Origin of the sequence: Stappia sp. BW2 (assembly GCF_008107695.1) — a bacterium.
Classification (GTDB): Bacteria; Pseudomonadota; Alphaproteobacteria; order Rhizobiales; family Stappiaceae; genus Roseibium.
In genome coordinates this window covers 174,461-200,112 of record NZ_VIRG01000060.1, presented here as the reverse complement: position 1 = coordinate 200,112, position 25,652 = coordinate 174,461, and the positions used below count along the sequence as shown (strand labels likewise).

The 25,652-nt window shown below is 59.5% G+C and carries 26 protein-coding genes; 21 read left to right on the top strand and 5 right to left on the bottom strand.

Translation table 11 applies throughout. The annotated features are described in order from the left end of the window. Nucleotides 1–46 precede the first annotated feature (46 nt). Entirely contained in the window at nucleotides 47–502 is a 456-nt protein-coding gene (locus FMN63_RS10535; protein WP_148583929.1) for a MarR family winged helix-turn-helix transcriptional regulator, read from the bottom strand. Nucleotides 503–652: 150 nt separating this feature from the next. Beyond that, a complete protein-coding gene (locus FMN63_RS10530) occupies nucleotides 653–1,693 on the bottom strand; it encodes an AraC family transcriptional regulator (protein ID WP_209001062.1) in 1,041 nt (346 codons plus the stop codon). A 152-nt stretch (nucleotides 1,694–1,845) separates the two neighbouring features. Between FMN63_RS10530 and FMN63_RS10525 the strand changes: the two genes are divergently transcribed. From FMN63_RS10525 to FMN63_RS10490, 8 genes are all read left to right on the top strand, one after another. Continuing rightward, entirely contained in the window at nucleotides 1,846–3,213 is a 1,368-nt protein-coding gene (locus FMN63_RS10525; RefSeq protein WP_148583928.1) for an aminotransferase class III-fold pyridoxal phosphate-dependent enzyme, read from the top strand. After that, entirely contained in the window at nucleotides 3,210–4,286 is a 1,077-nt protein-coding gene (locus FMN63_RS10520; protein ID WP_148583927.1) for a maleylacetate reductase, read from the top strand. Before FMN63_RS10525 ends, FMN63_RS10520 begins: the two co-directional genes overlap by 4 nt. Nucleotides 4,287–4,314: 28 nt before the next feature. Continuing rightward, the gene (locus FMN63_RS10515; protein WP_148583926.1) at nucleotides 4,315–5,172 is read left to right on the top strand and encodes an intradiol ring-cleavage dioxygenase; all 858 of its coding nucleotides are present in this window, start codon (nucleotides 4,315–4,317) and stop codon (nucleotides 5,170–5,172) included. Between the two features lie 129 nt (nucleotides 5,173–5,301). Further along, nucleotides 5,302–6,240, top strand: coding sequence for a tripartite tricarboxylate transporter substrate binding protein (locus FMN63_RS10510; protein ID WP_148583925.1), 939 nt, complete (start codon nucleotides 5,302–5,304; stop codon nucleotides 6,238–6,240). A 50-nt stretch (nucleotides 6,241–6,290) separates the two neighbouring features. Continuing rightward, nucleotides 6,291–6,830: a tripartite tricarboxylate transporter TctB family protein gene (locus FMN63_RS10505; RefSeq protein ID WP_148583924.1), complete on the top strand. Its 540-nt coding sequence runs from the start codon at nucleotides 6,291–6,293 to the stop codon at nucleotides 6,828–6,830. Between the two features lie 12 nt (nucleotides 6,831–6,842). Further along, nucleotides 6,843–8,351 carry a tripartite tricarboxylate transporter permease gene (locus tag FMN63_RS10500; protein ID WP_148583923.1) on the top strand — a complete coding sequence of 503 codons (1,509 nt, stop codon included), beginning with the start codon at nucleotides 6,843–6,845 and terminating at the stop codon, nucleotides 8,349–8,351. A 27-nt stretch (nucleotides 8,352–8,378) separates the two neighbouring features. Continuing rightward, nucleotides 8,379–9,884, top strand: coding sequence for an aldehyde dehydrogenase family protein (locus FMN63_RS10495; protein ID WP_148583922.1), 1,506 nt, complete (start codon nucleotides 8,379–8,381; stop codon nucleotides 9,882–9,884). Nucleotides 9,885–10,137: 253 nt separating this feature from the next. Beyond that, the gene (locus tag FMN63_RS10490) at nucleotides 10,138–11,292 is read left to right on the top strand and encodes a muconate cycloisomerase family protein (protein WP_148583921.1); all 1,155 of its coding nucleotides are present in this window, start codon (nucleotides 10,138–10,140) and stop codon (nucleotides 11,290–11,292) included. 215 nt (nucleotides 11,293–11,507) lie between these two features. Here the strand turns inward: FMN63_RS10490 and FMN63_RS10485 are convergent, their stop codons facing one another. Both FMN63_RS10485 and FMN63_RS10480 read right to left on the bottom strand, forming a co-directional pair. Beyond that, nucleotides 11,508–12,398 carry a LysR family transcriptional regulator gene (locus tag FMN63_RS10485; RefSeq protein ID WP_148583920.1) on the bottom strand — a complete coding sequence of 297 codons (891 nt, stop codon included), beginning with the start codon at nucleotides 12,396–12,398 and terminating at the stop codon, nucleotides 11,508–11,510. 93 nt (nucleotides 12,399–12,491) lie between these two features. Then, nucleotides 12,492–13,361 carry a dioxygenase family protein gene (locus FMN63_RS10480; RefSeq protein WP_148583919.1) on the bottom strand — a complete coding sequence of 290 codons (870 nt, stop codon included), beginning with the start codon at nucleotides 13,359–13,361 and terminating at the stop codon, nucleotides 12,492–12,494. 239 nt (nucleotides 13,362–13,600) lie between these two features. Here FMN63_RS10480 and FMN63_RS10475 point away from each other — a divergent pair, with 239 nt between their 5' ends. From FMN63_RS10475 to FMN63_RS10455, 5 genes are all read left to right on the top strand, one after another. Then, nucleotides 13,601–13,975 (top strand): hypothetical protein, encoded by a 375-nt coding sequence (locus FMN63_RS10475; RefSeq protein WP_209001061.1) that lies wholly within the window; start codon nucleotides 13,601–13,603, stop codon nucleotides 13,973–13,975. Continuing rightward, on the top strand, nucleotides 13,972–14,829 hold the full coding sequence (locus FMN63_RS10470; protein WP_148583917.1) for an alpha/beta fold hydrolase: 858 nt from the start codon (nucleotides 13,972–13,974) through the stop codon (nucleotides 14,827–14,829). The genes FMN63_RS10475 and FMN63_RS10470 overlap by 4 nt, the downstream gene beginning before the upstream one ends. Before the next feature lie 382 nt (nucleotides 14,830–15,211). Further along, entirely contained in the window at nucleotides 15,212–16,246 is a 1,035-nt protein-coding gene (locus tag FMN63_RS10465) for a TRAP transporter substrate-binding protein (RefSeq protein ID WP_148583916.1), read from the top strand. A 51-nt stretch (nucleotides 16,247–16,297) separates the two neighbouring features. Next, nucleotides 16,298–16,810: a TRAP transporter small permease subunit gene (locus tag FMN63_RS10460; RefSeq protein ID WP_148583915.1), complete on the top strand. Its 513-nt coding sequence runs from the start codon at nucleotides 16,298–16,300 to the stop codon at nucleotides 16,808–16,810. A 6-nt stretch (nucleotides 16,811–16,816) separates the two neighbouring features. Continuing rightward, a complete protein-coding gene (locus FMN63_RS10455; RefSeq protein WP_148583914.1) occupies nucleotides 16,817–18,142 on the top strand; it encodes a TRAP transporter large permease in 1,326 nt (441 codons plus the stop codon). Between the two features lie 68 nt (nucleotides 18,143–18,210). Here the strand turns inward: FMN63_RS10455 and FMN63_RS10450 are convergent, their stop codons facing one another. Then, a complete protein-coding gene (locus tag FMN63_RS10450; RefSeq protein ID WP_148583913.1) occupies nucleotides 18,211–18,774 on the bottom strand; it encodes a nuclear transport factor 2 family protein in 564 nt (187 codons plus the stop codon). A gap of 159 nt (nucleotides 18,775–18,933) precedes the next feature. Here FMN63_RS10450 and FMN63_RS10445 point away from each other — a divergent pair, with 159 nt between their 5' ends. Genes FMN63_RS10445 through FMN63_RS10410 form a run of 8 tightly spaced genes read left to right on the top strand, consistent with a single transcriptional unit; the run spans nucleotide 18,934 to nucleotide 25,618 of the window. Next, nucleotides 18,934–20,085, top strand: coding sequence for an amidase (locus FMN63_RS10445; RefSeq protein WP_148583912.1), 1,152 nt, complete (start codon nucleotides 18,934–18,936; stop codon nucleotides 20,083–20,085). Continuing rightward, the gene (locus FMN63_RS10440; RefSeq protein WP_148583911.1) at nucleotides 20,082–21,221 is read left to right on the top strand and encodes an acyl-CoA dehydrogenase family protein; all 1,140 of its coding nucleotides are present in this window, start codon (nucleotides 20,082–20,084) and stop codon (nucleotides 21,219–21,221) included. Before FMN63_RS10445 ends, FMN63_RS10440 begins: the two co-directional genes overlap by 4 nt. A gap of 25 nt (nucleotides 21,222–21,246) precedes the next feature. Then, nucleotides 21,247–21,618: a hypothetical protein gene (locus FMN63_RS10435; RefSeq protein WP_148583910.1), complete on the top strand. Its 372-nt coding sequence runs from the start codon at nucleotides 21,247–21,249 to the stop codon at nucleotides 21,616–21,618. A gap of 3 nt (nucleotides 21,619–21,621) precedes the next feature. Further along, complete coding sequence (locus tag FMN63_RS10430; protein WP_148583909.1) at nucleotides 21,622–22,902, top strand: aromatic ring-hydroxylating oxygenase subunit alpha; 1,281 nt, start codon at nucleotides 21,622–21,624, stop codon at nucleotides 22,900–22,902. Between the two features lies 1 nt (nucleotide 22,903). After that, nucleotides 22,904–23,386, top strand: a complete 483-nt coding sequence (locus FMN63_RS10425; RefSeq protein ID WP_209001060.1) for an aromatic-ring-hydroxylating dioxygenase subunit beta — start codon at nucleotides 22,904–22,906, stop codon at nucleotides 23,384–23,386. Further along, nucleotides 23,386–24,147 (top strand): SDR family NAD(P)-dependent oxidoreductase, encoded by a 762-nt coding sequence (locus FMN63_RS10420; protein WP_148583908.1) that lies wholly within the window; start codon nucleotides 23,386–23,388, stop codon nucleotides 24,145–24,147. Before FMN63_RS10425 ends, FMN63_RS10420 begins: the two co-directional genes overlap by 1 nt. 6 nt (nucleotides 24,148–24,153) lie before the next feature. Continuing rightward, on the top strand, nucleotides 24,154–25,101 hold the full coding sequence (locus FMN63_RS10415; RefSeq protein WP_148583907.1) for a PDR/VanB family oxidoreductase: 948 nt from the start codon (nucleotides 24,154–24,156) through the stop codon (nucleotides 25,099–25,101). A gap of 19 nt (nucleotides 25,102–25,120) precedes the next feature. Next, on the top strand, nucleotides 25,121–25,618 hold the full coding sequence (locus tag FMN63_RS10410) for a flavin reductase (RefSeq protein ID WP_148583906.1): 498 nt from the start codon (nucleotides 25,121–25,123) through the stop codon (nucleotides 25,616–25,618). Nucleotides 25,619–25,652 lie beyond the last annotated feature (34 nt).

Genomic DNA, 25,652 nt, shown 5'->3' with positions numbered 1-25,652 from the left:
CCGGCAAAGCCAGTGGGGACAGTCGTAACCGCTGGCTTGAGACGCTTTACAGCTTGCGCAATTTTTTCAGCACACCCGACAGCGTGCTGTTGAGAATGTCGATTTCTTCCTGGGTCAATTCAGAAAACGAGTTGTCAAAGACGTAGCGGGCTTCAACAAAGGCTTCCTTGCGCAGATTGTCGCCTTTTTCGGTCAGGCAGACTTCCGTAACCCGACCGTCTTGCGGGCTGATGCGCGTTGTGACAAGGCCGTCGTTGAGCATCCGTTGAATGACTTTTGTCGTGGTATTCAGCTTTTGAGCGGAAAACTGAGCAATCTCCGAGACAGACAGATATTTGTCTTCATAGAGGCTCATCATGGCCCGCCAGCGTGGAATATCGATGCCATGCAACTTAATTCTGCGCTCCAGGGCGTCGGAGTAAGCCGCATTGATCTGGCTGATCCAGTAAAAGGGCCAGTTTTCCTTAACGTGTGCAGGGCTGTCGTATCGACTTTTTGTCATTTTATGCCTGTCTGTTCATCGCAACCTGCGGATATATGATTTCTATCCCGTTGTGAATGCGGTGACTCCCGTATTTATTTCAAGACACCTTTTGGTCTTAGGCAACAATCCGAAGTCCGGGCTTTGGGCCGGACACACGAAGGCGTCCATTCAGATGCCGGTCGGCGGCATCCCCTCCGAGGGCGGCATTCCGTTCCAGTCTCGATATGCCCGCCAGAAGGCGGTGGCATCCCCGTAACCGAGTGCCATTGCCACCTGGTTGACCCTGGCTCCGGGCAAGGCCAGCATTTTCTCCGCTTTTTGCCGACGTATCGTTTCGACAAGAAATCTGAAGGTCGTGCCTTCGAGGGCAAGTTTGCGCTGCAATGTTCTTGGCGAATATCCGAAGGCCTGGGCAATCCGTTCCACCGATACGGGCGCCAGGCCGAGATTGACTTCGATGATTTCCCTCACCGCCTGCTCAAGACTGTCGGCTTCCTTGCCCGGCGAAACGAGATCCGAAACATGGCGTTCCAAGGTCGCAAGCAAGTGCGGATCTTCCGTCCGCACGACCGCGCTGCAATCGCCCTGCCTCGCGAATAGCCGATTGATTGGCTGGCGAAACAGCACCGGACAATGGAAGAACTTTACAAGAAACCCCGTATCTTCCGGTTCCGAATGCTCAAAGTGAACTTCCTGCGGTGACCATCCCCGACTGAAATTGTCGCGGACCACCTGCACCAGAGACGCCAGGGAGAATTCCGCATCCTGCCTCCGCGGCCAAATCCGGCTGTCGGTGAGCCGGTAGCTGAACACCCATTGATCGTCGACCTGGATCCATTGGGTTTGAGTGCCGCTTTGCAAGGCATTGGTATAGCGCACGAGGCGGGAAATTCCGGCCTGAATACTCTCCGACAATGACAGAACGATCCCCAGCGGTCCCATGTCACCGGCCTTCAGACCGGCGCCGATGCGCGCGCCCAGAACGGGGTCCTTCACCGAAGCACTGGCCCCCTCGAGAAACGCGACGAACTGAGGCATGGGAATGAAGCCGTAGGGATCGGAGAGCTGCGCAGGACTGAGACCGATGCGATTGAGGATCGGCTGGGCGCTCTCATTGCTGGCTTCAAGCCGGTCGATCAGGGCTGTCAGCAAGGACGCCCGTATCGCTGAAAACTGCGGAGTTTCGCCGCCTGATGTGCGCGAAGGCATTCACTCTCCCCCTGTTTGGCGCAAATTATCGGATAAATGGCGTAACAATCAATGGTGATACCCATTTTCAGTCTTCATTGTTTTTCGAAGCCGGGCGCAAAGACCCGACCTCTTCCAGCACATGAGACACGTCTCAATCCGGGGTTCTACAAATGTTCGAAAACGAAAACTTCCTTCGGGAGAAAAACGCTCGTCATCAGTTTCATCCGATGATCCATCCGCTGACCAGCGCGGAACATCCGCCCCAGGTTATCGTGGAGGCCGATGGCTGTTACGTAACGGACATCGACGGCAATCGTCTGGTGGACGGTCTTGGTGGCCTTTGGAACGTCAACGTCGGCCATAACCGCAAGGAAGTGAAAGACGCCATCACCGCACAGATGGACCGGATCAGCTATTATTCGTCCTTCGCGGGTACCGCGACACCACCCTCCATCGAACTGTCGACCAAGGTTTGCGCCATGGCGGCAGAGGAAGACGTCGACAAGGTCCTGTTTTCCGCCAACGGATCGGACGCGGTCGAAACGGCCCTGAAGCTGGCACGGCAGTATTGGCAGCTCGTGGGCGAGCCCCTGCGCACCAAATTCATTTCCCTGAAGCAGGGCTATCACGGCGTCCACTTCGGCGGTCTTTCAGTCAATGGTGCCTCCTACTATCGCAGCGCCTACGAACCATTGTTGCCAGGATGCTTCCAGGTCGACAGTCCCTGGTCCTACCGCAACCCTTATTCGGAAGATCCGACTGAATTGACAGATGCCGTCATCACCCAGATCGAGCGGCTGATCGAATTCCAGGGGCCCCACACGGTCGCGGCTTTCATTGCCGAACCGGTTCAGGGCGCCGGCGGCGTCATTGTTCCGCCAGACGGTTTCTGGAAAAAACTGCGCGAAGTCTGCGACCGCTACGGCGTGCTGCTGATCTCCGATGAGGTTGTGACCGGCTTCGGCCGCTCGGGGGCCATGTTCGGCGCACGTGGCTGGGGCGTGAAGCCGGACATCATGTGCCTGGCAAAGGGCATTTCCTCCGGCTATGTCCCCCTAGGCGCGACCGCCCTGAACAAGCGTGTTGCCAGTGCCTGGTACAAGGAATTCAGCCCGCAGGGCATCATCATGCACGGCTACACCTCGACCGGTCATCCGGTAGGCTGCGCCGCCGCCCTCGCCTGCCTGAAAATCGTCGAACAGGAAGACCTGCCCGGCAATGCGGCGAAGATGGGGGCACGTCTGCTTGAGGGTCTCAAGCCACTGGCCGAGACCTGCTCTATCGTCGGCGAAGTGCGTGGCAAGGGTCTGATGGTCGGTATCGATTTCGTGTCCGACAAGGCGAAGAGAACTCCGATGGACCCGGGCAACGGCATTGTCGAACGCATCTCCGCCTATGCCCGTGAGGAAGGGGCCATCGTACGCCCGGCCGGCAATGTCATCATCCTGTCGCCGCCGCTGGTGATCAGCGAAACCGAGATCGATACGATCGTGCGGTCCCTGACGGTTGCCTGCAGCCGTTTCGAGAAAGAAAATTGACCTACCCCGGCGCAATCCGAAGAGAGACCTTTCAGTTCGGGCCGATACAGTCCCGGGTGCTGTTCGGCAGTGGCACGCGCAAAACACTGGATGAGGAACTGGCGCACGCCAATCTGTCGCGGGTCCTGGTTCTGACCACACCCGGACGCGGCGCGCTTGCCGACGAGGTCTGCTTGTCCGCCGCCTCCCGGATTGCCGGTGTGTTCAACGGCGCGGCCATGCATACGCCGGTCGAGGTGACCGACAAGGCGCTGAAGGTTCTGGAAACTCAAGAGGCCGATGGCATCCTTGCCATTGGCGGCGGCTCGACGATCGGCCTCGGAAAAGCCTTGGCGGCCCGCTCCGGCCTGCCTCAGATCGTGCTGCCGACAACCTATTCGGGTTCGGAAATGACGCCCATCCTTGGCGAAACCAAGGACGGCATCAAGACAACACGCTCCGGTCCGGAGATATTGCCCGGCACCGTGATCTATGACGTCGAGTTGACCCATGGGCTGCCGGTTGCGACCTCTGTTATCAGTGGCATCAACGCCATAGCACACGGCATCGAGGCGCTTTACGCGGTCAACGGCAATCCGGTGGTCGATACGCTGGCGCTGGAAGGCATAGCAGCCCTGGTCAAGGCCCTGCCCGACATCGCTGAGGACCAGACATCCGCCACCGGACGCGAGAATGCTCTTTATGGTGCCTGGCTCTGCGGTATTTGTCTGGGCAGCGTCGGCATGGCCCTGCATCACAAGCTGTGCCACGTGCTGGGCGGCAGCTTCGCTCTGCCCCATGCGGAAACCCACACGGTCGTTCTGCCCCACGCCCTTGCCTACAACGCGCCGGCTATTCCGGCGGTCATCGAACGGCTGCGGCCGGTGCTCGGCACCGATCCCGCACGGGGTTTGCAGGACTTCGCAAAACGGCTCGGTGCTCCGCAAAGCCTGGCTGAGATCGGCATGCCTGAAGACGGCATCGACACTGCGACCGAATTGGCCCTGAAGGCCAGATACCCAAACCCGAGACCGCTTGAAGCAAAGGCCATACGGAGCACGCTCAACCGTGCCTGGTCGGGAGATCCTGCTTAAGCAAGACGGGCAAACTGAGGAGGGGAATATGACGTACCTGTCGGAAGACGGATCGCAAGAGACTGTCAACGCACGGATGTCCCCAAAAACGCCTGAGCGTCTGCAGCAGGTGATGGAGTCGCTCGTTCGGCATTTGCATGATTTCGTCAAGGACGTGCGGTTGACGGAGAAGGAATGGGAAACCGCCATCGCGTTTCTGACGCAAACGGGTCACATGTGCTCCGACACACGGCAGGAATTCATTCTGCTATCCGACGTGCTTGGTGTCTCCATGCTGGTCGATGCCGTCAACAACCGGAAACCTGCCGGGTCCACCCCCTCCACCGTCTTCGGCCCATTCCATGTCGATGGTGTGCCCGAACGCGAGATGGGCGCATCGATTTCGCTCGATGGCAAAGGCGAGCCGTGCCTGTTCGAGGGCCGCGTTCTGGATCTCGACGGCAAGCCTATCGAGGGGGCCTGCGTCGATGTCTGGTCAGACAACGCGGACGGATTTTATGACGTCCAGCAACCTGACATTCAGCCGCAACACAACAACCGTGGCATTTTCAGAACTGGTCCTGACGGACGCTACTGGTTCACCGGCATCAAACCTGTGTCCTACCCCATTCCCGACAACGGGCCGGTGGGACAAATGCTCGGGCATTTGGGCCGCCATCCCTACCGTCCGGCGCACATGCACTTCCTGATCACCGCACCAGGCTACCAGCGGCTGATCACTCATACATTCGTGGCGGGCGATCCATATCTCGAGAGCGATGCGGTTTTCGCCGTGAAAGCCCCGCTGATCACGCGGTTTCAGGAACTGGACGCGACTGACGGAAGCCCGAAGTGGAAGGCTGCCTACGACTTCGTCCTTCCGCCGGAAAACTCTACGGAAGCCTGATCAATCGCTCGCCAAATGCCAAAAAAACAAGCGCGAGCGGCCATTGATCCCATCCGTATTTCAACGTAGAACTATAACTATAACGTGAAAAATCACGCAATAAAGAAACCTACCAGATGGAACACCACAATGAACACTCTAGCGAAAACATGTTTGGCAGCTGCCATAACTGCCTTCCCCCTTTCAGCCGCCGCCGAATACCCCGAAAAGCCGGTTGAATTCGTGATCCCCTTTCCCCCGGGGGATCTTGAAGACGTGCTGACGCGGATGATCGCCGACAAATTCCAGGAAGACTACGGCGTAGCGGCGGCTGTCGTGAACAAACCCGGCGGCGGCGGTGGTCCCTTCCCCGGAGCCGTGTCCGTCGCACTCGCGCCCGCGGACGGCTACACAGTCGGCTCCTTCGTCATCGACGTGCCGCTCGTTGGCCCGCATATCGGCATCCCGCCGCTTGAGGGCAATCCGTTCGATCCGGTCGGGATTTTCCTCAGCTATCCCTTCGTGCTTGCTGCCAAGGGGGATGCGCCTTACGCCACGATGGAAGAGCTTGCCGCCTACGCCAAGGACCACAACGTAACGCTGGGACATTTCGGCGATGCGACGACCCCGGCACGCCACACCAAGGCCATCGCGAAAGCCCTGGACTTCTCCTATTCCACGGATGCAGCCTTCGACGCCCTGGACTGCAATACCCTGGCCTCCGGCGACGTCGACGTGATCAACACCACGTTGCAATTGATCCGCCCGTGCCTGGATGACCTCAACGTTCTGATGAGCGTCACCAACCAGCGTATCCCGATCCTGCCGGATGTCCCGACAGCGGGTGAAATCTATCCAGACCTGGCCCTTTCCACCTGGAACGGCCTGTTCGTTCACAAGGATACACCGGCCCAAGCCCGCACCGCGATTGCGGAGGCCGCCATTGAAGTGATCAATTCCGACGAAGCCAAGAAGGTGGCCGAGGAAACCGGCGCCGAGATCTACTGGCTCGACGCGGAAGCCTCGAACGCGCAGATCAAGAAGGACGAGGCCACTCTGGCCCGCATTTCCGAAATCCTGGGCGAATAAGCCTCTCGGGCCAGGGTCAGTCCCTCGGCCCCGAACAGGGTGGTCACTTCATGATACGTATTCTTTCCTTTCTCGCGATGTTTCGTCGCGAGCGGCGTCCGGGCGATCTGGTTTTCGCTGTTGCCTTTCTGGTGCTTGCGGCTCTTGCCGCCGCCGCTCTTCCGAGCCAGGCCAAGTTTCTCGGTAACAAGGAGTTTGTCTCCGAACCGGGTTTCTGGCCCCTGATCGGCGTCGGCATGATGCTGCTGTTCGGCGGGTTCCATCTGATAACCACGCTGAATGCTCCGCGTCTGCCCGGCAGGCTGAAAGAGGTCCTTCTGTGGGGTCGCTCGCTGGAATATGTCGCCTGGTTTGTCGTCTACGTCTTCGCCGTGCCCTATCTCGGGTATCTGCCGGGAACCGTGGCCTTCGCTGTCGCGCTTTCGGCTCGGCTGGGCTTCAGATCCTGGCAGGAACTCGGTCTTGCGGCTGTCTTTGCCGTCGCCGTTGTCCTGGTCTTCAAGACCGGTCTCGGCGTCAAGCTGCCCGGCGGCGCAATCTATCAGTATCTGCCGCCTTCCCTACGCAGCACCTTCATGGTGAATTTCTAAAGGACGCTTCCGATGCATGTTCTGCTTCAAGCGCTCGATCTTGTCCTGTCCTGGCAGGTTATTGCCGCCTTGCTCCTGGGGTCCATCGGCGGCGTCATAATAGGCGCAATTCCGGGGGTCGGACCGGCGGTCGCCATCGCCGTCCTGCTGCCGGCGACTTTCTCGCTCGATCCGCTGGTCGGATTGACCCTGCTGCTCGGCATCTACGGGTCTTCCATGTATGGCGGCTCCCTGCCAGCCATCCTGATCAACACCCCGGGGACAGCGGTCAACGCGCTCACGACCTACGACGGTTACCCGATGACCCAGCGCGGCGAGGCTCTGCGCGCGCTCGGGCTGGCCTATGGCGCCTCCTTCTTCGGCGCCATCCTTTCGATCGTGCTGCTCATCCTGCTCTCGCCGGTTCTGGCGAAAATCGCCCCAATGTTCGGCTCCCGGGAAATCTTTCTCGCTGCACTGCTCGGCATCACTCTCGTGATTGTGGCGCACAAGGGCCAGATCGCAGCGGCCGGGATGCTCGCCGGTCTCGGGATCTTGCTGAATTCGGTCGGCATGGAACCGGTGAATTTCACCATGCGCTTCACCTTCGGATTGACCTGGCTGACCTCCGGGCTCGATCTGATCGTTGTGGTCCTTGGTCTGTTCGCAATCAGTCAGGCTTTCCTGCTGATGGTCGAGCCGAACGCGTCTCCGAAGATGGATGGGGTCAAGGGCAAGATGAGCTCAGCCATCCGCGAAGTCTTCCGCTACAAGCGGATTGCAGCCACAGGCGGCGGCTTCGGCGTGCTTATGGGCATGATCCCCGGTGTCGGCGAGTTCACCGCGCAATTCTTCAGCTACACAGCGGCGCGGCGCACCTCCAAAGCTCCGGAGCTTTTCGGCAAAGGCAGTCCGGAAGGACTGGTCGCTTCCGAAAGTGCAAACAACGCGGTTCCGGCCGCGGCCCTCATTCCCCTCCTGGCCCTCGGCATTCCGGGCGAGGCGCTGACGGCCATGATGTTGTCGGTCTTCTACGTCCACAACGTGGTGCCGGGCCCTGCCCTGTTTCAGGGTCAGCTTCACTTCGTCTACGCCCTGTATATCGCCTTGCTGCTACTCAATGTGATCGTGATCATCTTCATGCTCGGGTCTTCCAATCTTCTGATCCGGTTGATCAAGGTGCCGACACGGTTCCTTGGCATGGGCATCCTGATCCTGAGTTTCGTCGGTGTCTATTCGCTCAGGAACTCATCGATCGACTGCCTGATCGCTGCCGGCTTCGGTGTCTTCGGGCTGATTTTGAAGCGGCTCAACCTTCCCATCGTGCCGATCATCCTCGGCATGGTGCTCGGCGGCATCATGGAAGTGAAGCTCAGGGCTTCCATGGCCCAGATCAACGGTCCGCTGGACTTCGTCAACCGGCCGATTTCAGGCCTTCTGGCAGCGGCCATCGTTCTTATCGTCGTGGTCAGCGTGCTTAACAGCATCCGCGAACGGCTCCAGAAAAAACACAACAAGGAAACCACTGCGCTTGCGCAGTGAAGCAGACGACCTGAAGGAGGATCATTCATGCGTATTGGCGCACCAGACCAGGCCCCATCCGGCATCAGCACGGATGTCACCAGCTTTCTGCGGAAGCCGCAGATGCTCATCGGCGGCAAGAGCGTTTCGGGAAGCGGTGAGACGTTCGACGTTCACAATCCGGCGGACGGATCCGTTCTCGCCAACGTTCCCTCTGCTGGCAAGGCGGATGTTGATGACGCGGTCAAGGCCGCACGCGCTGCCCTTGACGGCGCCTGGAGCGGAATGCCGGCGGCTGAACGCACGCGGCTGATGCTCAAACTGGCCGATTTGATCGAGGAAAACGGCGAGGAACTGGCCCAGCTTGAAACGCTCGAAAATGGCAAGTCGATCATGATGTCGCGCCTGATCGAGGTGCTGTCCTCCGCTGAATATCTGCGATACATGGCCGGGTGGGCCACCAAGATCCGTGGCGAAACCCTCGACGTGTCCATCGCCATACCGCCGGGAACCAAATACACCGCCTTCACCCGCAAGGAACCTGTCGGCGTCGTCGCCGCCATCACCCCGTGGAACTTCCCGCTCAACATGGCGGTGTGGAAGATTGCCCCTGCACTTGCCGCCGGTTGCACGGTTGTGCTGAAGCCGGCCGAAGAAACCCCGCTGACCTCGATGCGCCTGGCTGAACTGGTGCGCGAGGCCGGTTTCCCGGACGGTGTCGTCAACGTCGTGACCGGCGATGGTGGCACCGGAGCGGCCCTGGTCAAACATCCGGGCGTCAACAAGATCACCTTCACAGGCTCCACGGAAACCGGCAAGCTGATCGGCATTCAGGCGATGCAGGACGTCAAATCGGTCACGCTGGAGTTGGGCGGCAAGGCCCCGATGGTATTCTTCGATGACATGGACTTGTCCCTGCTCGGCCCCGCAACCGGCATCGGCGTCTTTCTGAACACAGGCCAGACCTGCTGTGCGGGCACGCGCCTCTACATCCAGAAGGGTATCTACGAGGAAGCGCTTGCGACCCTGAAGGGCATCGTCTCAAGCCTGTCCATCGGCCCTGGTCTTGACCCTGCGCATCACATCAACCCGGTGGTTTCCGCCAAGCATCACAAGCATGTCACCTCGGCCGTCAAGAAAGGCATCGCAGATGGAGCGACGCCGCTTCTGGATCTGTCCGTTCCGAACGGCGGCGGCTATTTCGTGGCCCCGCAATTGTTTACAGATGCGCGCAGCGGCTCCAGCCTGATGCAGGACGAAGTCTTCGGTCCGGTCGCCACCATCACGCCCTTCGACAGCGAAGACGAAGCCGTGGCAATGGCCAACGATACCCGCTTCGGGCTGGGTGCCTCCGTCTGGACCCGTGACATCAACCGGGTGATGAACCTCGTACCGCGCATCAAGTCGGGAACTGTCTGGGTCAACAGCCACAATATTCCGGATCAGAACATGCCCTTTGGCGGTTTCAAGCAGTCGGGACTCGGCCGCGAACATGGCTCTGGTGCGCTCGACAACTACCTGGAGACCAAGTCGGTCTGCGTTGCCTACTCATAAAGCCTGTCGCTTGCTTTCAAACTGCAGACACCGGTGCCCGACGCTTCCGCGCACCGGTGTCAACTCTATGCTGCGCGATGCCGCCTTTATGGGCAGCCTCACCCTTGAAGGGCAGGCAGCCTATTTTTGAACAAACGGCCAATTCTTCAACATTCACGTTTTGCATCATCTGAGTATTACCCAAGACCACGGCGGTGATGGATCGAACGGTCTAATTCGGTCAATCTCCGGGAAACACTCCCGGAGGAAACACTTGCCCCATATCGACACGATTGAAGTCATCATTCTCGACGTGCCGACCATTCGCGGTCATGTCCTTGCGATGACAACCATGCGGAAGCAATCGTTTGTGATCGTCCAGATCCGCTTTTCCGATGGTTCCATCGGCACAGGAGAAGGCACCACGATTGGTGGGTTGAGCTACTGCAGCGAAAGCCCGGAAAGCATCTGTTCCGCGATCCAGGATTACATTGCCCCGCTGATCCTGAAAGCCGACGGGGACAACCCCAACGCGCTGATTGCAATGATCGAACGATCCGTTCGCGGCAATCCCATTGCCCGGGCGGCAGTCGAGATGGCGCTTTGGGACGGCTTCGCACGCCGGCGAAACATGTCGCTGAGCGCCTTGTTCGGCGGCGCGCTTCGAACCTCCATGCCCGTCGCCTGGACACTTGCCAGCGGCACGGCGGAAACGGACATCGAAGAAGCCAAGGAGATGATTGCCTCGCGCCGTCACAACATCTTCAAGCTCAAGATTGGCAAACGGCCAGTTCGCCACGACATCGAGCATGTGGCGGCGATCAAGGCCGCGCTCGGCGATCAGGCTAGCATCCGGGTGGATGTCAATCAGGCCTGGTCTCTGACCGAAGCACGGTGGGGCGTGGCCGGTCTTGATGAAATCGGTATCGACCTGATCGAACAGCCGGTGGCCGCAACGGACATCGCGGCCATGGCCGAGCTGACGGCTGGATACCGCGTCGCAATCATGGCCGACGAGGCCCTGAGTGGCCCTGTGACTGCGCAGAAGGTTGCAAGTGCCCGCGCAGCCGATGTCTTTGCCGTCAAGATAATGCAGTCGGGCGGCCTGAAGCGAGCCCAGGAGGTCTGCGCGCTGGCCAACGCTTCCGGTATCGGCGTCTATGGCGGCACCATGCTGGAGAGCGGTCTGGGAACAGCCGCGGCGCTGCATGTGTTCGCCTGCGCAGACCGGTTGGACTGGGGCTGTGAATTCTTCGGTCCGCTTCTCTTCACCGATGAGATCCTGCAACAACCGATCCGGTTCGGCGACTTTCACGTGCATGTCCCACAAGGAGACGGCAACGGCGTCGATCTGGATATGGACAAGGTCAACTTCTACCGTCGCGATTCTGCCGTCAGCAAGGTACGAACGGTCGCGAAAGTGTCGTGATCCTGAATTGGACTCGAGAGGTTTGCTGGAAAGCGACTGGAAGGGGGCCGGGTCTCCGACGCTTGCGACCCGGTTTTCAGGGCCGAACGGCGCTGGGATGTGGCCCCATAAATAAAGATGAAATGGCGTTAGGACGGGTGAGTGAAGCGGGCTTTATGCCCGGTCAGGCATGCTGACGACACGCGGTGAAACCCTTTCATTCAGGGGGCCAAACCCTAGATGGTCTTTCTCGCAACCTGTTGGGCGATGGTGACAAATTTGTTGACCTGCACACCACGCTCATCCAGCCGATGGTTCAGAGACAAGGCCGTCTGCTCCAGTTTCAGCCCTATCTTCATGAACTTGATACCGACCCGCCGTGTGCTGGCAACCGTCGCCGGCACGATGCAAATGCCCTCGCCGATGGCAACGAGACTGAGCGCGGTCTGCAGATCCATGGTGAAGACGCGCTTGGTGAGCTGAATGCCCTGGCGTTCGAAATTGTCGATGATGAAATCGGCAAAGCTCGGCCGTGGATACTCGGGATACAAAATGGTGTTATTCGCGGCGACCTCCTCACCCGAGACCACGCCGTTCGAAGCTGTTTCCAGCGTGTCCGGCACGGCTGCCACAATGTCTTCCTTGCTGAGATGGCGCGTCGTGAATTCGAGATCGTTCAGCGCCGGACGGGCGAACGCAATATCGATTTCGCGCCGGATCAACGCCCGATGCAATTGGGCATTGTTCATGGGCAGCAGGCTCAGGTTGACCTGCGGAAAATTCGCTCTGAACGACTTGATGATGGTAGGCAACACGCCATAGGTCGAGGATCCGACGAAGCCTATCCGAAGACGCCCTTCTGCGCCCTGGCCAAGGCGCTTGATTTCCAGCTTGGTGTCCTCCAGATCGGCAAGGATCTTCTGCAGCCGGACATAGAGCCGTTCCCCCGCCTGGGTGAGCGTGACCGCGTTGCGCCCCCGGTTGAAAAGCAGGGCGCCAAGTTCTTCCTCAATCTGCTTGATCTGACGGCTCAAGGGAGGCTGGGCGACATTCAGCCGTTCGGCTGCCCGGCCAAAATGAAGTTCTTCAGCGACGGCGATGAAATAGCTCATTTGCTTGATATTCAAGCTTTTCTCCATCGGTTCATCCACCTACATGGACACATCCCTCGACAAAAGAAAAGCCCCGGCAAAGCCGGGGCCAAAGTTGGGCTGCTGTTGTTATTCCGCGGCCATCGCGACGGCTTCCCGTTTCAGGGTGAAGTCGAATTCCACGTGCAAGTCCGTATCCAAATCATCGCCAGCCGGTTTGAATTCAGCGACCAGGCTTTGCTTGACAGCGAAGACGCTGTCATCGTCGAGCCACGCGCTGCTGCCGTCGAAGACCTGACTGACCAGCGGACGGAACCCCTCCCTGGACAGGATAAAGTGCATATGACCCGGACGGTTCGGGTGATGACCCATCGCGCGCAGCAATTCGCCGGCGGTTTCATTGTCCGGGATCGGATAAGGCACAGGGCGAACGGCACGGAAGGCATAGTGTCCGTTGTCGTCGGTTATGAACCGTCCACGCAGATTGTAGTCCGGCTGGTCCGGATCATGGTTTTCATAAAGGCCGTTCGGCGCGTCTTCCCAAACGTCGATGATCACTCCGGAAATCGGGCTGCCATCCGCGTCGCGAACATGGCCTTCGAAATAGACAGATTCCTCATCGTCGAAATGCTTCTGAACCGTGGACGCACCCTTCGGCAGAACCGGCGGATTTTCGCGGTAAAACGGGCCGAGAATTGTGGACTCGCTCTCGGCTCCCCCGACACGGTTGGTGAGCATGTCGACCAGAACTTCAACGCCCAGGATATCGCCCAGAAGGATGAATTCCTGCCTCTTGTCATCACACACGTGACCAGCACGCGCCAGGAAATCACACGCCCCCAGGAACTCGTGGTGCTGCAGATTGACCTCCTTGCAGAAGTCGTGGAGGTGACGAACCAGTGCTGACAGGATCTGACGATTCCTGTCTGTGATCTCGCCGTTCTCGCCAAGTGAGCCGATCACGAGATCGGTGACGTTTTCGATGGTGACATTCCGCATTGGTTCCTCCTCTTGAACCTTCAAACGACGGCGGTGTTTCTTCCCATTATCCGCCGGTATGGGAACCAATGTTTCCGCAAGCGGGAGCATAGTCCAAGACGCGGTTTAGTATCGCTCGATACTTTTGCCCCACATTGCCATTATCTCCAAGTATCGGCCGATACTTTCAGCGACCTTGAATCCAGCCGTTCAAGCGGATCAAGCTGGCGTCTGACTGGATGAGAACCCGGAAGGTTCATATGCTTGATATGTTGCAGGAAATGGCTCGGCTTCTGGCCGAAAAAGCGCATCTTCGAAGGCTGGGCAGCCTGTTTTCAGAAACCGTGCTCCTGCAGGTGGGAGAAGAGGAATATTACATCCACTTCGACCGCGGCATTGTGTCATCCATTCGCGCCGGAATAAGCCGCAAGACGCCCTGGCGCTTTGCACTGAAGACCGACAGCGCGGCACTTGATGCCTTCTGGCAGGACATTCCGGAGCCCGGATATCACGACATATTCGGCCTGGTCAAAATGGGCCGCGCCCGCATCGACGGGGACATTCTGATCCTGGTCAAGAACCTCCGGTTTTTCAAGGAATTCATGGCTCTCGGACGCGAGGTGAGAAACAAATGAGCGCGAAGATCGAGAGCATATGCGGGCGTTACGTCACCATTGAGGTGGGCGGCCGGAAAAACCGGGTGTATTTTGAGGAAGCTGGCAGCGGGCGCCCGGTTTTGTGCCTGCATACCGCTGGCGCGGACAGCCGTCAGTGGCGTCACCTGATGAACGACCCCGAAATCAACGCGTCCAACAGGCTGATCGCGCTCGACATGCCCTGGCACGGCAAGTCCCTGCCGCCCGAGGGGTTCGAGACCGAAGAATATCTTCTGACAACAGAGGCCTACATCGAAACCGTTCTCGCAATGGTCGACGCGCTGGAGCTTGATCGACCGGTGCTGGCAGGCTGCTCGATGGGCGGGCGCATCGCCCTGCAACTCGCCGCTCTGCATCCTGACCGCTTCTCCGGTTTCATCGCCATTGAGGCGAGCGACTTTCAGCCGGCCTGGTATGACATTGACTGGTTCCATCGTCCGGACGCACATGGCGGCGAGATGGGCGCTTCCCTGGTCTCGGCGAATATTTCTCCCCACGCGCCCAATGCGGAGCGCTGGAACACGCTCTGGATGTTCATGATGAGCGGACCCGGGGTCTTCCGGGGCGACCTCAGCTTCTACACCCGTGACGAAAGCCTGATCGCCCGGCTGCCGCAGATCGACACCAGCGCCACGCCGGTTCACATCCTGGTCGGCGCATATGACCTCACCTGCACCCCGGAAGACGCCCGGCGGACAGCCGATGCCATTGACGGGGCAACTCTGACGATAATGGATGAACTCGGCCATTTTCCAATGAGCGAACATCCGGAAGGCTTTCGGCCTTATTTCGTGGACGCCCTCCAGCGGATGCCTGAGACGCCCGGCGCCTGACCGCCTGACAGCAAACCACCGACGGGTTGGCGGAACCGCTATTGCGGACAGCCGATCCCGTCATTGTGCCATGTAAACGGACGCAGGACCTGCGGCCGCGGCTTTGGCATGCGCTCTCCGCTCCTGTCTTCTCTGCATTCTCCTTTTTGCGGCCGATCCAGCCGCAGGATGCGATATCGCGCAACCAATGCTGCATCGCGGGAGGTATCAGTCGATACCAAACCGGGTATTGGAGAGAAGGGCGCACTTTGTTCACCTGTTCTCCGGTGAAAGCGTGCGCGCGCTTACAAGCTGAGCGGCGGACCGTTCTCTCCGACAAATAGAAAAACAGAGGCTCGGTATCGAGGGGATCCGGGCACATCTGACTTCCGGAGTGTTTAATATGTCATCCTTGAAAAGTTCCATCGGAGCCATGGCTCTAACGGTGATCGGCGCGGTCTCCCTGTCGCAGGCGGCAAGTGCGGAAAGCCTCGACATTCAAAGCGCCTGGCCGCTTACAATGCCGGCGAGCGGTGCTAACGCGGAGTATCTTGGAGAGCTGTTGAACAGCTCATCCGACGGGTCTCTGAATGTGAAGGTGTACAGTGCGGGCAAGCTGGTTCCTTCGCTTCAGATCTTCGACGCCGTTCAGCAAGGCACACTGGACGCAGGCATCACGTCACCTCTTTATGTCGCCGGACGCTTTCCGGCCGTGCAGCTTTTCGGCGGCATTCCTTTCGGCCCCGACGCGCTGACCCATGCCGGCTGGATTTACGAAGGCGGCGGCCGCGAGATCTGGGAAGAAATCTATGCCGAGCAGGGCGTCAAGACGATCCCCTGCGGCTTGATGGATAGCGAAGCCGGCGGCTGGTACAATTTCGAAATCAACAACATCGACGATTTCAAGGGCAAGAAGCTGCGCTTTGCCGGCCTTGCAGGCGAAGCCATGGCCAAGGTGGGGGCCTCCATTGTCCTGCTGCCGGGCGGCGAGATTTATCCGTCGATGGAAAAAGGCATCATCGATGGCACCGAGCTGTCCATGCCGGCCATCGATATCACCCTGGGTCTGCAGCAGGTCGGCAAATACTACTACCTGCCGGGCTGGCATCAGCCGGCCGCGATGAACGAACTCATCGTCAACATGGACAAGTGGAACAGCCTGTCCGAAAGCCAGCAAGACCTGATCGAAGCAAGCTGCAAGGCGGTGAACCTGAAGTCCATTCTCTCGACGCTCACGCTGAATGCCGATGCCGTCGACACGTTCGAGGACGCTGGCGTGGAGATCAAGTCCTTCCCGCCGGACGTTCTGGACGCCTTGCATGCAGCGTTTGACGAAACGATCGCCGATCAGGTGGAAAAAGATCCCAACTTCAAGCGGGTCTGGGACTCCCTGGAAGCTTACCGCGCCTCCGCCGCAGCCTGGACGGACCGCCGCTGACCTGTCGCATGGCAGGGATAATCCCTGCCATGCAATCCAGCTGGAGCGATCATGCAAATCCTCGTCATTTTTCTTGAGCGCGTGGTTCGCCTCGTCGGCCAAGCCGGCGCGCTCTTTCTGCCGCTGTTGATGATCACGATCCTCGTCAACGTTATCGCCCGCTATGTCTTCAATATCGGGTCCATCGAAATCGAAGAGCTGCAGTGGCATTTGAACGCCGTTGCGGTCATGTCCTGTCTGGCGTGGGCCTACCAGCGCGACGCCCATGTGCGCGTCGATGCCCTGCACGCCCGCATGAGCCCGCGAACCAGGGCCGTCGTCGAACTTTGCGGCGTCCTCTTCCTTTTGCTGCCGTTCCTCTGGTTCGTGACCGGCAGCAGCTGGAAGATCTTTGAATACAGCTGGAAGCTCAAGGAAGGCTCGCCCATGCCTTCAGGCCTGCCGGCCCGCTACATCATCAAGTTCGTCATGGCTGCCGGCCTCAGTTTGCTGTTCGTTCAAGGCATTGCCGTTGCGCTGAAATCCATCTTGACGCTGTTGCCGTCACCAGCGCGGAAGGGATAGCGCGCCGTGGATATCCTGTTCGTTTTTCTGCTGTGTTCCGTGTTCCTGGTGGTGATGTTTTCAGGCTACCCGGTCGCCTTTGTCCTCGGAGGCGTCGCGGTCGCATTCGCTGCGCTGGGGACCTTCCTGGACGGTTTTTCCGTTGATGCCGACATGGCATCCTTGCGGATGATCGGCTTCGTGGCCAACCGGATTTTCGACAGCATCTCGAGTTACTCGCTCATCCCCATTTCCATGTTCATCTTCATGGGAATGATGCTCGACAAATCGGGCGTCGCTGAGCGGCTGTTGAAGCAGATGCACAAGGTGCTGCGTGTGGTACCCGGTGGCATGGCCGTTTCGGTCATTCTCATCGGCGTCGTGCTGGCCGCTTCCACCGGTATCATCGGTGCCTCCGTGGTTCTGCTCGCCACCATTGCCATGCCCGCCATGCGCGCGGCCGGTTACGACGACAAGCTCGGTCTCGGCACCGTCGGGGCCACGGGATGCCTCGGGATCCTGATCCCGCCGTCGATCATGCTGATCGTCATGGGAGACCAGTTGCAGATCCCCGTCGGAGACCTGTTCCGGGGCGCCCTGCTGCCGGGTCTGTTGCTTGCCCTGCTTTATATTTTCTACGCGGTTTTCACCGCCTTCAGGCGTTCGGACCTGGCCCCGGCCATGCCTGTCGATCCGAACAGTTCAGTCGGCGACATGCTTCGCGGGCTGGTCGGATCCCTCCTTGCACCGCTTCTGCTCGTCTTCGCTGTTCTCGGGTCGATCATTTTCGGCATAGCCACACCGACCGAAGCCTCAGGCATCGGTGCTGCCGGGGCAACGCTTCTGGCGCTGTCGTCGAGACGGCTGTCCTGGTCGGATTTTCAGGAGGTTTGCGAGAACACTGCCATCACGACAGCGTTTCTGTTTGCGCTGATCTTCGGGGCTTCCTGCTTCTCCGTCGTTCTTCGCGGTTACGGCGGCGACGAGCTCATAGAGGCGGGACTGCATGCGATTGCCTTGCCGCCTATCGGAACATTGATCTTCATTCTGGGCATCGTGTTCCTGCTGGGCTTCTTTCTGGACTGGATGGAAATCATCCTGATTGTGGCCCCGCTTGTCCTGCCCGTCCTGACGTCTCTTGGCTATGAACCGGCCTGGGTTGCGATCCTCTTGGCCATCTGCCTGCAAACGTCCTTCCTGACACCGCCTGTGGGCATGGCCCTGTTCTATCTGAAGAACACCGTGCCGGACGTTACCATTTCTCAGGTTTACAAGGCGGTCATCCCCTTCATCGCCATGCAGGTTGGCATACTGCTGCTTGTCCTGGCCTTTCCGGGGCTCGTCTCATGGTGACCTCCGGCGCACAGCAAAAAAGGCGCCCGTGGGCGCCTTTGGGTGATGCTTGCAGCCAAAGCCGTCCGTTACGGCTTCATCAGGACCGATTTCGACGGGTAGTCGGACGCCCAGGTCGCCGGCAGCGGCGCCACGAACACGTTTTCCGTCCGGTTGCGGGTAAACCGCCACTTGCCGTCCTCACACTTGCGGTAACTGTTGAACAGGCGGGACGACCGCAGCAGAGCCTTGCCGTCGGAGAACAGCCACGGCTGCATGTGCACCCAGTTGCCTTCCGCCGTCATGGCATCGTCAGCAACCCGGATCTGCTCGGACGTCAGATAGTGGCAGTTCAGGATCAGCGCCGGATCGGTCTTGCCGCCCCAGAACCCCTGAAAGTGCTTCTTGACGGCGTCCCAGCCTTCGGCACGGCCGAACTGATTGTCGTAATATTCGCCAACGCCTTCCCAGACCGCTTCGGGTGCGAACAGCTCCATGATCAGGTCGATACGCTTGGCGTCGTCGTCGCATCCAAATTCGGGGTTCGGCGTGTCGCACAGGAACATGTAGCGCGATTGGACGCGCCGCACTTCAGCTTCAGCTTCGAGGATGGCCAGACGCTTTTCCAGCAGGGCGAGGCGTTCATCAGACATTTAATCGGTCTCCGGTCGGTTGGTTTGGTTCAACGCCACAGAGAGTGCCTCAAACGAACTTATATATCAATATTCACGTGAATATTGATTGACACAGATCAATGACACGGTAATATTACCGCAAATGCCCATAAAAACAGGGCAACCAGAGGGACTAAAATGATCAACGAGAGCGCAGGGACGCATGCGCTCATCCGCCGCCTTAACCTGGGCGGGGATGGGTTGAGTGTTGCCATAAAGGATTGCATCGACATCGCCGGCGAAGTGACCGCGTGCGGTTCGGCGGCGGTCTCTTCCATGCCGTCCGATCATGCGGACGTGGTGAAATCTCTCCTGGCTTCCGGTTGCAAGATCATCGGCAAGGCAAACATGCACGAGCTTGCCTTTGGCGTAACCGGCGTCAACACCGTCTTCGGCACTCCCGTCAATCCGAATTGGCCAGACCGTATCCCCGGCGGCTCGTCGTCAGGCTCGGCCGTTGCCGTTGCAGCGGGCCTTTGCGACTTCGCGGTCGGGACAGACACAGGCGGCTCGGTTCGCCAACCCGCCATATGTTGCGGTGTCTATGGCCTGAAACCAACCTTTGGCCGCATCAGCCGCAAGGGGTGTCATCCGGCGGACAGTTCACTGGATTGCGTCGGTGTTTTTGCCCGGACAGCGACAGCACTGACGCAGGCGATGGCGGGCAGCGACCCTACGTTCAAGACAGACACATGCAAATCCGCGCCACGTCTGGCCTGGGTCACGACCGATCCAGACCCGAGCGGCGACAGTTTTGCGACGCTTTCACGAGAACTGCCCGGGCTGGAACGGATCGCGCTCGACGCATTCGACGACGCGTTTGAAGCAGGCATGACAATCATCAGCTACGAAACCGCACAGGCTTTCGGTCATCTGCTGGATGCCGAACCGCCTCTCGGGCCGGATGTAAAAATGCGTGTCGCCAAGGCGCAATCCGTAACCCCTGCCGACGTCAGGGCTGCCGAGACGGATCGAACCCGCTTCACCGACGCTGTCGACGCCGCACTGACACAGTGCGACGCGCTGATCATGCCGGCGCTGCCGACTGTTCCACCGACGCTCGAAGCGGCATCGGACCCGGCCCAGATCATTCCGCTGACGCGGTTTTTGCGGCCGTTCAATCTGAGCGGCCATCCATCGCTGGTGCTGCCTTTTGCCATTGTCGACGGCTCCCTTCCAATGGGCCTTCAGATTGTCGGGCGCAAGGCGGACGATGCGCGGCTTTGCGCCATCGCAGAATGGTTAGCCGACACGTTTCCCATGTTTCGACAAGAGGATAGAAACCAATGAGCGCAGTAGGAGCCGTGGCAGCACGGCCAAAAACCAAAGAAGACATCCTGGCGGGGATCAAGGACAGGGCCAACGAGTTCAACAAGTTGCGCCATATCCCGCAGGACGTGGTTGATGACTTCAAGACACTGGGTGTCTACCGCGCCTTTGTGCCGAAACGCTATGGCGGTGACGCACTCAGCCCCGCCGATTTCTGCCGGCTGATCGAAGATATCTCGGCCGCCGATGCGTCGGCTGGTTGGGTGGCAAGCTTCGGCGTTTCCGCCACCTATCTCGCGTCCCTGCCGAAAGCGACATACGAGTCAATCTACAAGTCCAACCCGGACACGGTTTTCGCCGGAGCCATGTTTCCGCCCCAACCCGCCAAGATCGTGGACGGCGGTTACGAGGTGCGCGGTCAGTGGCCCTGGGGCTCTGGCATCATGGGCGCAGATCTGGCCGGAGCCGGGATCAAGGTTGAGGACAACGACACCAAGCTGCCGCTGATCGCCATCATGCCGCGCGACAAGATCGAGGTCGTCGATACATGGCGCACGGTCGGACTGGCCGCAACCGGAAGCCATGACATCAAGATCGATGGCGTTGTGGTGCCCCGAGAGTGGACGTTCATCCGTGGCGGCGCGCCGGCGATGGACGACAAAGTGTTTCGCTATCCGTCCATGGCGCTTGCGTCTCAGGTGCTGGCGGTGGTCGCCCTGGGCGCTGCAAGAGCTGCCCTGGACTACATTTACGAGACCGGGTCGCGCAAGTCGGTGACCGGAGCTCCGCCTCCCGGAGCCAGACCGTATCTTCAGACCGAATACGCCAAGGCCCGCGGCGTCTACCTGGGTGCGGCCCATCTCTTCTACGATACGCTGGAAGAAGCCTACGAAGAGCTCGAACACAACGAGAAGGTCAGCCGCGACACGCACATCCGCCTGCGGATGGTGGCCTCGAAGGCAGCGCGCGATGGGGCGGAAGCTGCACGCATGGCGTTCGCGCTTGGCGGTTCCAACGCCATCGACATCGGGCATTCGCTGAACCGTTGCTGGATCGACGCCGCCGCCGTGGCCCAACACGCCTTCCTGTCGGAGGGAACCTGGACGGCTGCGGGAGCTGCCTTCTTCGACCAGGCGACCATGCCCGGATATCCGTAAATCCAGACCCGTCAGAGGTATGAAAATGACTGAGAAAAAACCGGTCCGCACGTTGTTGTGCTTCAACAATCATCCGACCTTTTTCAGCTTGCCGTTCGATCAGATCGGCCCGGTCTGGAAAGCGACCCAGGAACTGATGTCCTCCATCAACGAGATGGAGGGCGTGGAAATCATCGGAACGTTCGACGATGACCAGACCATGGTCGGCGCGACGAGCGGGTTTCCCTTTACCTGGTACATGCTGGTGGATTTTCCCGACCGCGAAGCCGTTCAGAGCGCCTGCAACCTGCTGCGCACCATCGAGGTGGGCGAGGAAAACCACCGCCTTTGGAAATACATGACGGTCGAAGCCCGCATGGGCCGCGCCCTGGAAATCCCCTCTGCTCACAGGAGTTGAACGATGACAGCCGCAATGCCGAAATTCAGCGATCTCGACGCGCTCTATTCCAACAAGGAGGCGAAAGTCGCGACGGAAATGTACGAGGATCCCGATCTCTTTCAGGAAGAGATGGAAAAGATCTTCAAGAACACCTGGGTCTGGGTGGCCCATGAGAGCGAATTTCCCGAAAAGGGCTCCTTCAAGCTGTCCAATGTCGGTCTCGATCCGGTCATCGTGGTCCGCGACCGCAAGGGTGTGATCCATTGCATGGTCAACCGTTGCCGCCACCGTGCGGCGACCGTGTGTGAAGTCAAGAAGGGCAAGACCTCGTCCTTCCAGTGCCCCTATCACGGCTGGGGCTATGGCCTCGACGGCTCGCTGCGCGCCCTGCCCTATCCCGAGCAGTATGGCGACGACTTCGACAAGGCGCAGCATGGCCTGTTGAAACTGCGCACCGAAAGCTACAACGGCATGGTCTTCGCGACCTTCAACGAAAACATCGAACCGCTGGTCGACTTCCTCGGCCCGAAGGTCTGCAAATACATCGACCTGTTCATGAAGCAGGGTGGCGGCTTCCCGGTGAAGGTGCTCGGCGAACACCAGTTCACGGTGCCGATGAACTGGAAGGTGCAGCTCGAGAACACCACCGACGCCTATCACTTCCCGGTGGTTCACAAGTCCTTCCTGCAGTCGCTCGATGAAGCGACCGAGGACATGTTCGACTTTCTCGACAAGGGTCGGGGCTGGGTCGAAGACCTCGGGAACGGTCATTCCGTCATGATGATGATCCCCGAGCGGGAAGACCTGGATGCCGGGCTCGACGAGCCGATCGAGGAGCGCTTCCAGGAGCTGGCCGAGGAAATTCGTGCCGAAGGGTATTCCGAGGAGCAGGTCAAGAAGATCGTCAAGGCCGTCGGCGGCGCCGGTTTCAACCTCAACCTCTTCCCGAACGTGTCGTTCAGCCTCGCGTTCTTCCGCGTTCTGACACCGGTCAGCGTCGACCAGACCGACATCCGTCACATCGCCATCGGCATGGACGGCGGTCCTCAGGCTGCCAACCGGATGCGTATCCGGCTGCATGAGCATTTCCAGGGCCCGATGGGCTTCGGGTCTCCCGACGACGCTGAGGTCTGGGAGCGGGTCCAACGCGGCACGAGGGGGGGCGGAGAGCTTCCGATCCTCGTCAACCGCGGCATGGTCGACGAAGAACCGGGCGACCTCGGACCGCGTGGTCACATCAGTGCCGAAACCGGCATGCGTGCGGCTTACGAAATGTGGAAACGAATGATGGTTGGTGCCTAAGATGACGATGGTAGATGCAAATGTCCTGACGGATGTCACCGGGTTTCTCTGGAAAGAGGCCGACATCCTGGACCGCAAGGACTACGACACCTGGCTCGATCTGTGGACCGAAGATGGTCTCTACATCATGCCGATCGGAGACGGCGAGGATTACGCCGACCAGGTGAACCTTTGTTATGACAACGCCAAGATGCGCAAGGATCGTGTCGGCCGGTTCAAGGCAGGCTTCTCGATTTCTTCCGCGCCACCTGCAAGAACCATCCGCACGATCAGCCGGATCGTGATCGAGGAGATGTCCGGGGACCTCATCAAGGTTCGCGCAGCAGAACACCTTGTCGAGGACAAGTTCGGGCGTCAGCGGGTATGGGCAGGCGATGCGTACTACACGCTCAAGCGTAGTGGCAGCGGCTTTCTTCTCCAGCAGAAGATCGTCAAGCTCCTGAACTCAGACGGGATGCTGAACTCGTTCAGCTATTTGTTCTGATGGCGGCCCCGCTGCCCGAGAAGGTTCAGACCGCAGTCGTCACGGGCGGTGCCCGTGGCTTCGGCAAGGAGGTCTGCCGTTCGCTCCATCGTGCCGGTTTCCGGGTCGTTATCACCGATGTCGACCCGGGCGCTGAAGCTGCCGCTCTTGCCTCGGAACTGGATCTTGCCGGCGAAACCGGCTGGACCGCGACCCTGGACGTGAACAAGCCGGAAGACTTCCAGCATGTCCTCGATCAATGCATCGAGCATTGGGGATCGGTCGAAGTTCTGGTCAACAACGCTGCGCGGACGAAAGCGGAGGCGGTGCTGGACATCGACCCGGCGACATTCAACGAAATCCTTGCGACCAACGCCGGTGGCACCTTTACCGGTTGCCAGATCTTCGGCCGCCATTTCAAGGAACGCGGCTATGGGCGGATCGTCAACATGGCATCCCTGGCCGGCCAAAACGGCGGCACGGCAACAGGCGCCCATTATGCGGCGTCCAAGGGAGCGATCCTGACCCTGACCAAAATCTTCGCCCGCGATCTGGCGCCGTTCGGCGTCACCTGCAACGCAATTGCTCCCGGGCCGATGGACACCCCCATGGTGCGGTCGGTTCTGGGCGACAAAATCGATGCAGCCATCGCGAACATTCCGGTTGGCCAGTTGGGCGATCCGGCATTCGTGGCCGAGATGGTCACCATGCTCGCCTCCCCCGCAGCGGCCTTCGTCAACGGCGCCTGCTGGGACGTCAACGGCGGGCTCTACGTACGGTAAGCATTCATGACCAAGACCTTGCATCTGACCGTTGAGGAAAGGATCGACGACCGCGGAGACATCGCCCGCATTCGCCTGTCCGGCAACGATCTGCCGGAATTCTCGGCGGGGGCGCATCTGGATCTCTATTTGCCGGATGTCGACCTGTGGCGTCAGTATTCCATCTGCTCGGATCCGGCTGAAACCGGGTTTTACGAGATCGGCGTTCTGAAGGATCCGAACTCGCGCGGCGGTTCGACTGCCGTCCACCGATTGGCAAGCATCGGAGCCACCTTCGAAGTCGAAGGCCCGAGAAATCATTTCCCGCTTGAGGAAACGGCCGAAAAGACGGTCCTCCTTGGTGGCGGCATCGGTGTCACGCCGATGATTGCCATGGCCAAGCGCCTTCACGCGCTCGGCAAGGACTTTGTCCTTCACTATTGCACCCGGTCCAAAGACCGGACGGCCTTTTTCGATGAGCTTACGTCCGCTCCCTTAGCAGACCGGGTCGTGTTTCATTTCGACGATCAGGACGAGGCACAGCGACTCGACCTGAACCGGGATCTGCCAGCGCCTTCCGCCAAAACGCATCTTTATGTCTGCGGTCCGCAAGGCTTCATGGACTGGGTCATCTCGACGGCAGAAGCCGCAGGCCACGCAAGCGCCAACGTCCACCGGGAATATTTCAGCGCGGATGTCGACCTCACCGGAGACAGCTTCGAGGTGGAAGCCCGGGCCTCCGGCATCACGGTGACGATCGGACCGGACGACACCATCGCCAAGGTACTTGCCGCCCAGGGCGTCAAGATCGAGGTGAAATGCGAGGAAGGCGTCTGCGGAACCTGCGTCACCGACGTTCTGGAAGGCGACATCGACCACCGCGACCAGTTTCTCACCGATGAAGAGCGCGAGGACGGGGACCAGATCTGCGTCTGCTGTTCACGCGGCCGCGGCAAGCTGGTGCTGGATATCTAACCGAGAAGGAGGAGCGCTCATGGAACTCAGTCAGGGACAACTCGATTTCCGGGAAGGCATGAGCAGGATGGGCGCTGCCGTCAACCTGATCACGTCCGACGGCCCAGCCGGCAAGCACGGCCTGGTGGCGTCGGCGGTCTGCTCCGTCACGGACACGCCGCCCACCGTTCTCGTATGCATCAACCGCAAGGCCTATGTGCACGACCGGTTTCTGCGCAACGGGGTGCTGTGCGTGAATGTTCTTGCATCCCAGCATCAGGAATTGGCGGGCGTCTTCGCCCGCTATGTCGAGGGCGTCGACAGGTTCTCCTATGGGGACTGGACCACCCTGGAGACCGGATCTCCTGTTCTGAACGATGCCAATATCTCCATGGACTGCCGGATCGGTTCCGTTTTCGAACAGGGAACGCATTCCGTCATGTTCTGTGAGGTCAAGTCAGTCCACCTGGGAGAGAAGCCCGGAAAGGGGCTCGTTTACTTCAGCCGCGACTACCACCACCTGGCGGCGAACCGCTAGCGGCCGTTTGTGCCGAAATCCGGGAAACAACGGA

Bases quoted from the DNA above. Each gene is read 5' to 3' on its own strand.
- FMN63_RS10535 (WP_148583929.1), bottom strand. From the start codon at position 502: ATGACAAAAAGTCGATACGACAGCCCTGCACACGTTAAGGAAAACTGG.
- FMN63_RS10530 (WP_209001062.1), bottom strand. From the start codon at position 1,693: ATGCCTTCGCGCACATCAGGCGGCGAAACTCCGCAGTTTTCAGCGATA.
- FMN63_RS10525 (WP_148583928.1), top strand. From the start codon at position 1,846: ATGTTCGAAAACGAAAACTTCCTTCGGGAGAAAAACGCTCGTCATCAG.
- FMN63_RS10515 (WP_148583926.1), top strand. From the start codon at position 4,315: ATGACGTACCTGTCGGAAGACGGATCGCAAGAGACTGTCAACGCACGG.
- FMN63_RS10510 (WP_148583925.1), top strand. From the start codon at position 5,302: ATGAACACTCTAGCGAAAACATGTTTGGCAGCTGCCATAACTGCCTTC.
- FMN63_RS10505 (WP_148583924.1), top strand. From the start codon at position 6,291: ATGATACGTATTCTTTCCTTTCTCGCGATGTTTCGTCGCGAGCGGCGT.
- FMN63_RS10500 (WP_148583923.1), top strand. From the start codon at position 6,843: ATGCATGTTCTGCTTCAAGCGCTCGATCTTGTCCTGTCCTGGCAGGTT.
- FMN63_RS10495 (WP_148583922.1), top strand. From the start codon at position 8,379: ATGCGTATTGGCGCACCAGACCAGGCCCCATCCGGCATCAGCACGGAT.
- FMN63_RS10480 (WP_148583919.1), bottom strand. From the start codon at position 13,361: ATGCGGAATGTCACCATCGAAAACGTCACCGATCTCGTGATCGGCTCA.
- FMN63_RS10475 (WP_209001061.1), top strand. From the start codon at position 13,601: ATGCTTGATATGTTGCAGGAAATGGCTCGGCTTCTGGCCGAAAAAGCG.
- FMN63_RS10470 (WP_148583917.1), top strand. From the start codon at position 13,972: ATGAGCGCGAAGATCGAGAGCATATGCGGGCGTTACGTCACCATTGAG.
- FMN63_RS10465 (WP_148583916.1), top strand. From the start codon at position 15,212: ATGTCATCCTTGAAAAGTTCCATCGGAGCCATGGCTCTAACGGTGATC.
- FMN63_RS10460 (WP_148583915.1), top strand. From the start codon at position 16,298: ATGCAAATCCTCGTCATTTTTCTTGAGCGCGTGGTTCGCCTCGTCGGC.
- FMN63_RS10450 (WP_148583913.1), bottom strand. From the start codon at position 18,774: ATGTCTGATGAACGCCTCGCCCTGCTGGAAAAGCGTCTGGCCATCCTC.
- FMN63_RS10445 (WP_148583912.1), top strand. From the start codon at position 18,934: ATGATCAACGAGAGCGCAGGGACGCATGCGCTCATCCGCCGCCTTAAC.
- FMN63_RS10440 (WP_148583911.1), top strand. From the start codon at position 20,082: ATGAGCGCAGTAGGAGCCGTGGCAGCACGGCCAAAAACCAAAGAAGAC.
- FMN63_RS10435 (WP_148583910.1), top strand. From the start codon at position 21,247: ATGACTGAGAAAAAACCGGTCCGCACGTTGTTGTGCTTCAACAATCAT.
- FMN63_RS10430 (WP_148583909.1), top strand. From the start codon at position 21,622: ATGACAGCCGCAATGCCGAAATTCAGCGATCTCGACGCGCTCTATTCC.
- FMN63_RS10425 (WP_209001060.1), top strand. From the start codon at position 22,904: ATGACGATGGTAGATGCAAATGTCCTGACGGATGTCACCGGGTTTCTC.
- FMN63_RS10420 (WP_148583908.1), top strand. From the start codon at position 23,386: ATGGCGGCCCCGCTGCCCGAGAAGGTTCAGACCGCAGTCGTCACGGGC.
- FMN63_RS10415 (WP_148583907.1), top strand. From the start codon at position 24,154: ATGACCAAGACCTTGCATCTGACCGTTGAGGAAAGGATCGACGACCGC.
- FMN63_RS10410 (WP_148583906.1), top strand. From the start codon at position 25,121: ATGGAACTCAGTCAGGGACAACTCGATTTCCGGGAAGGCATGAGCAGG.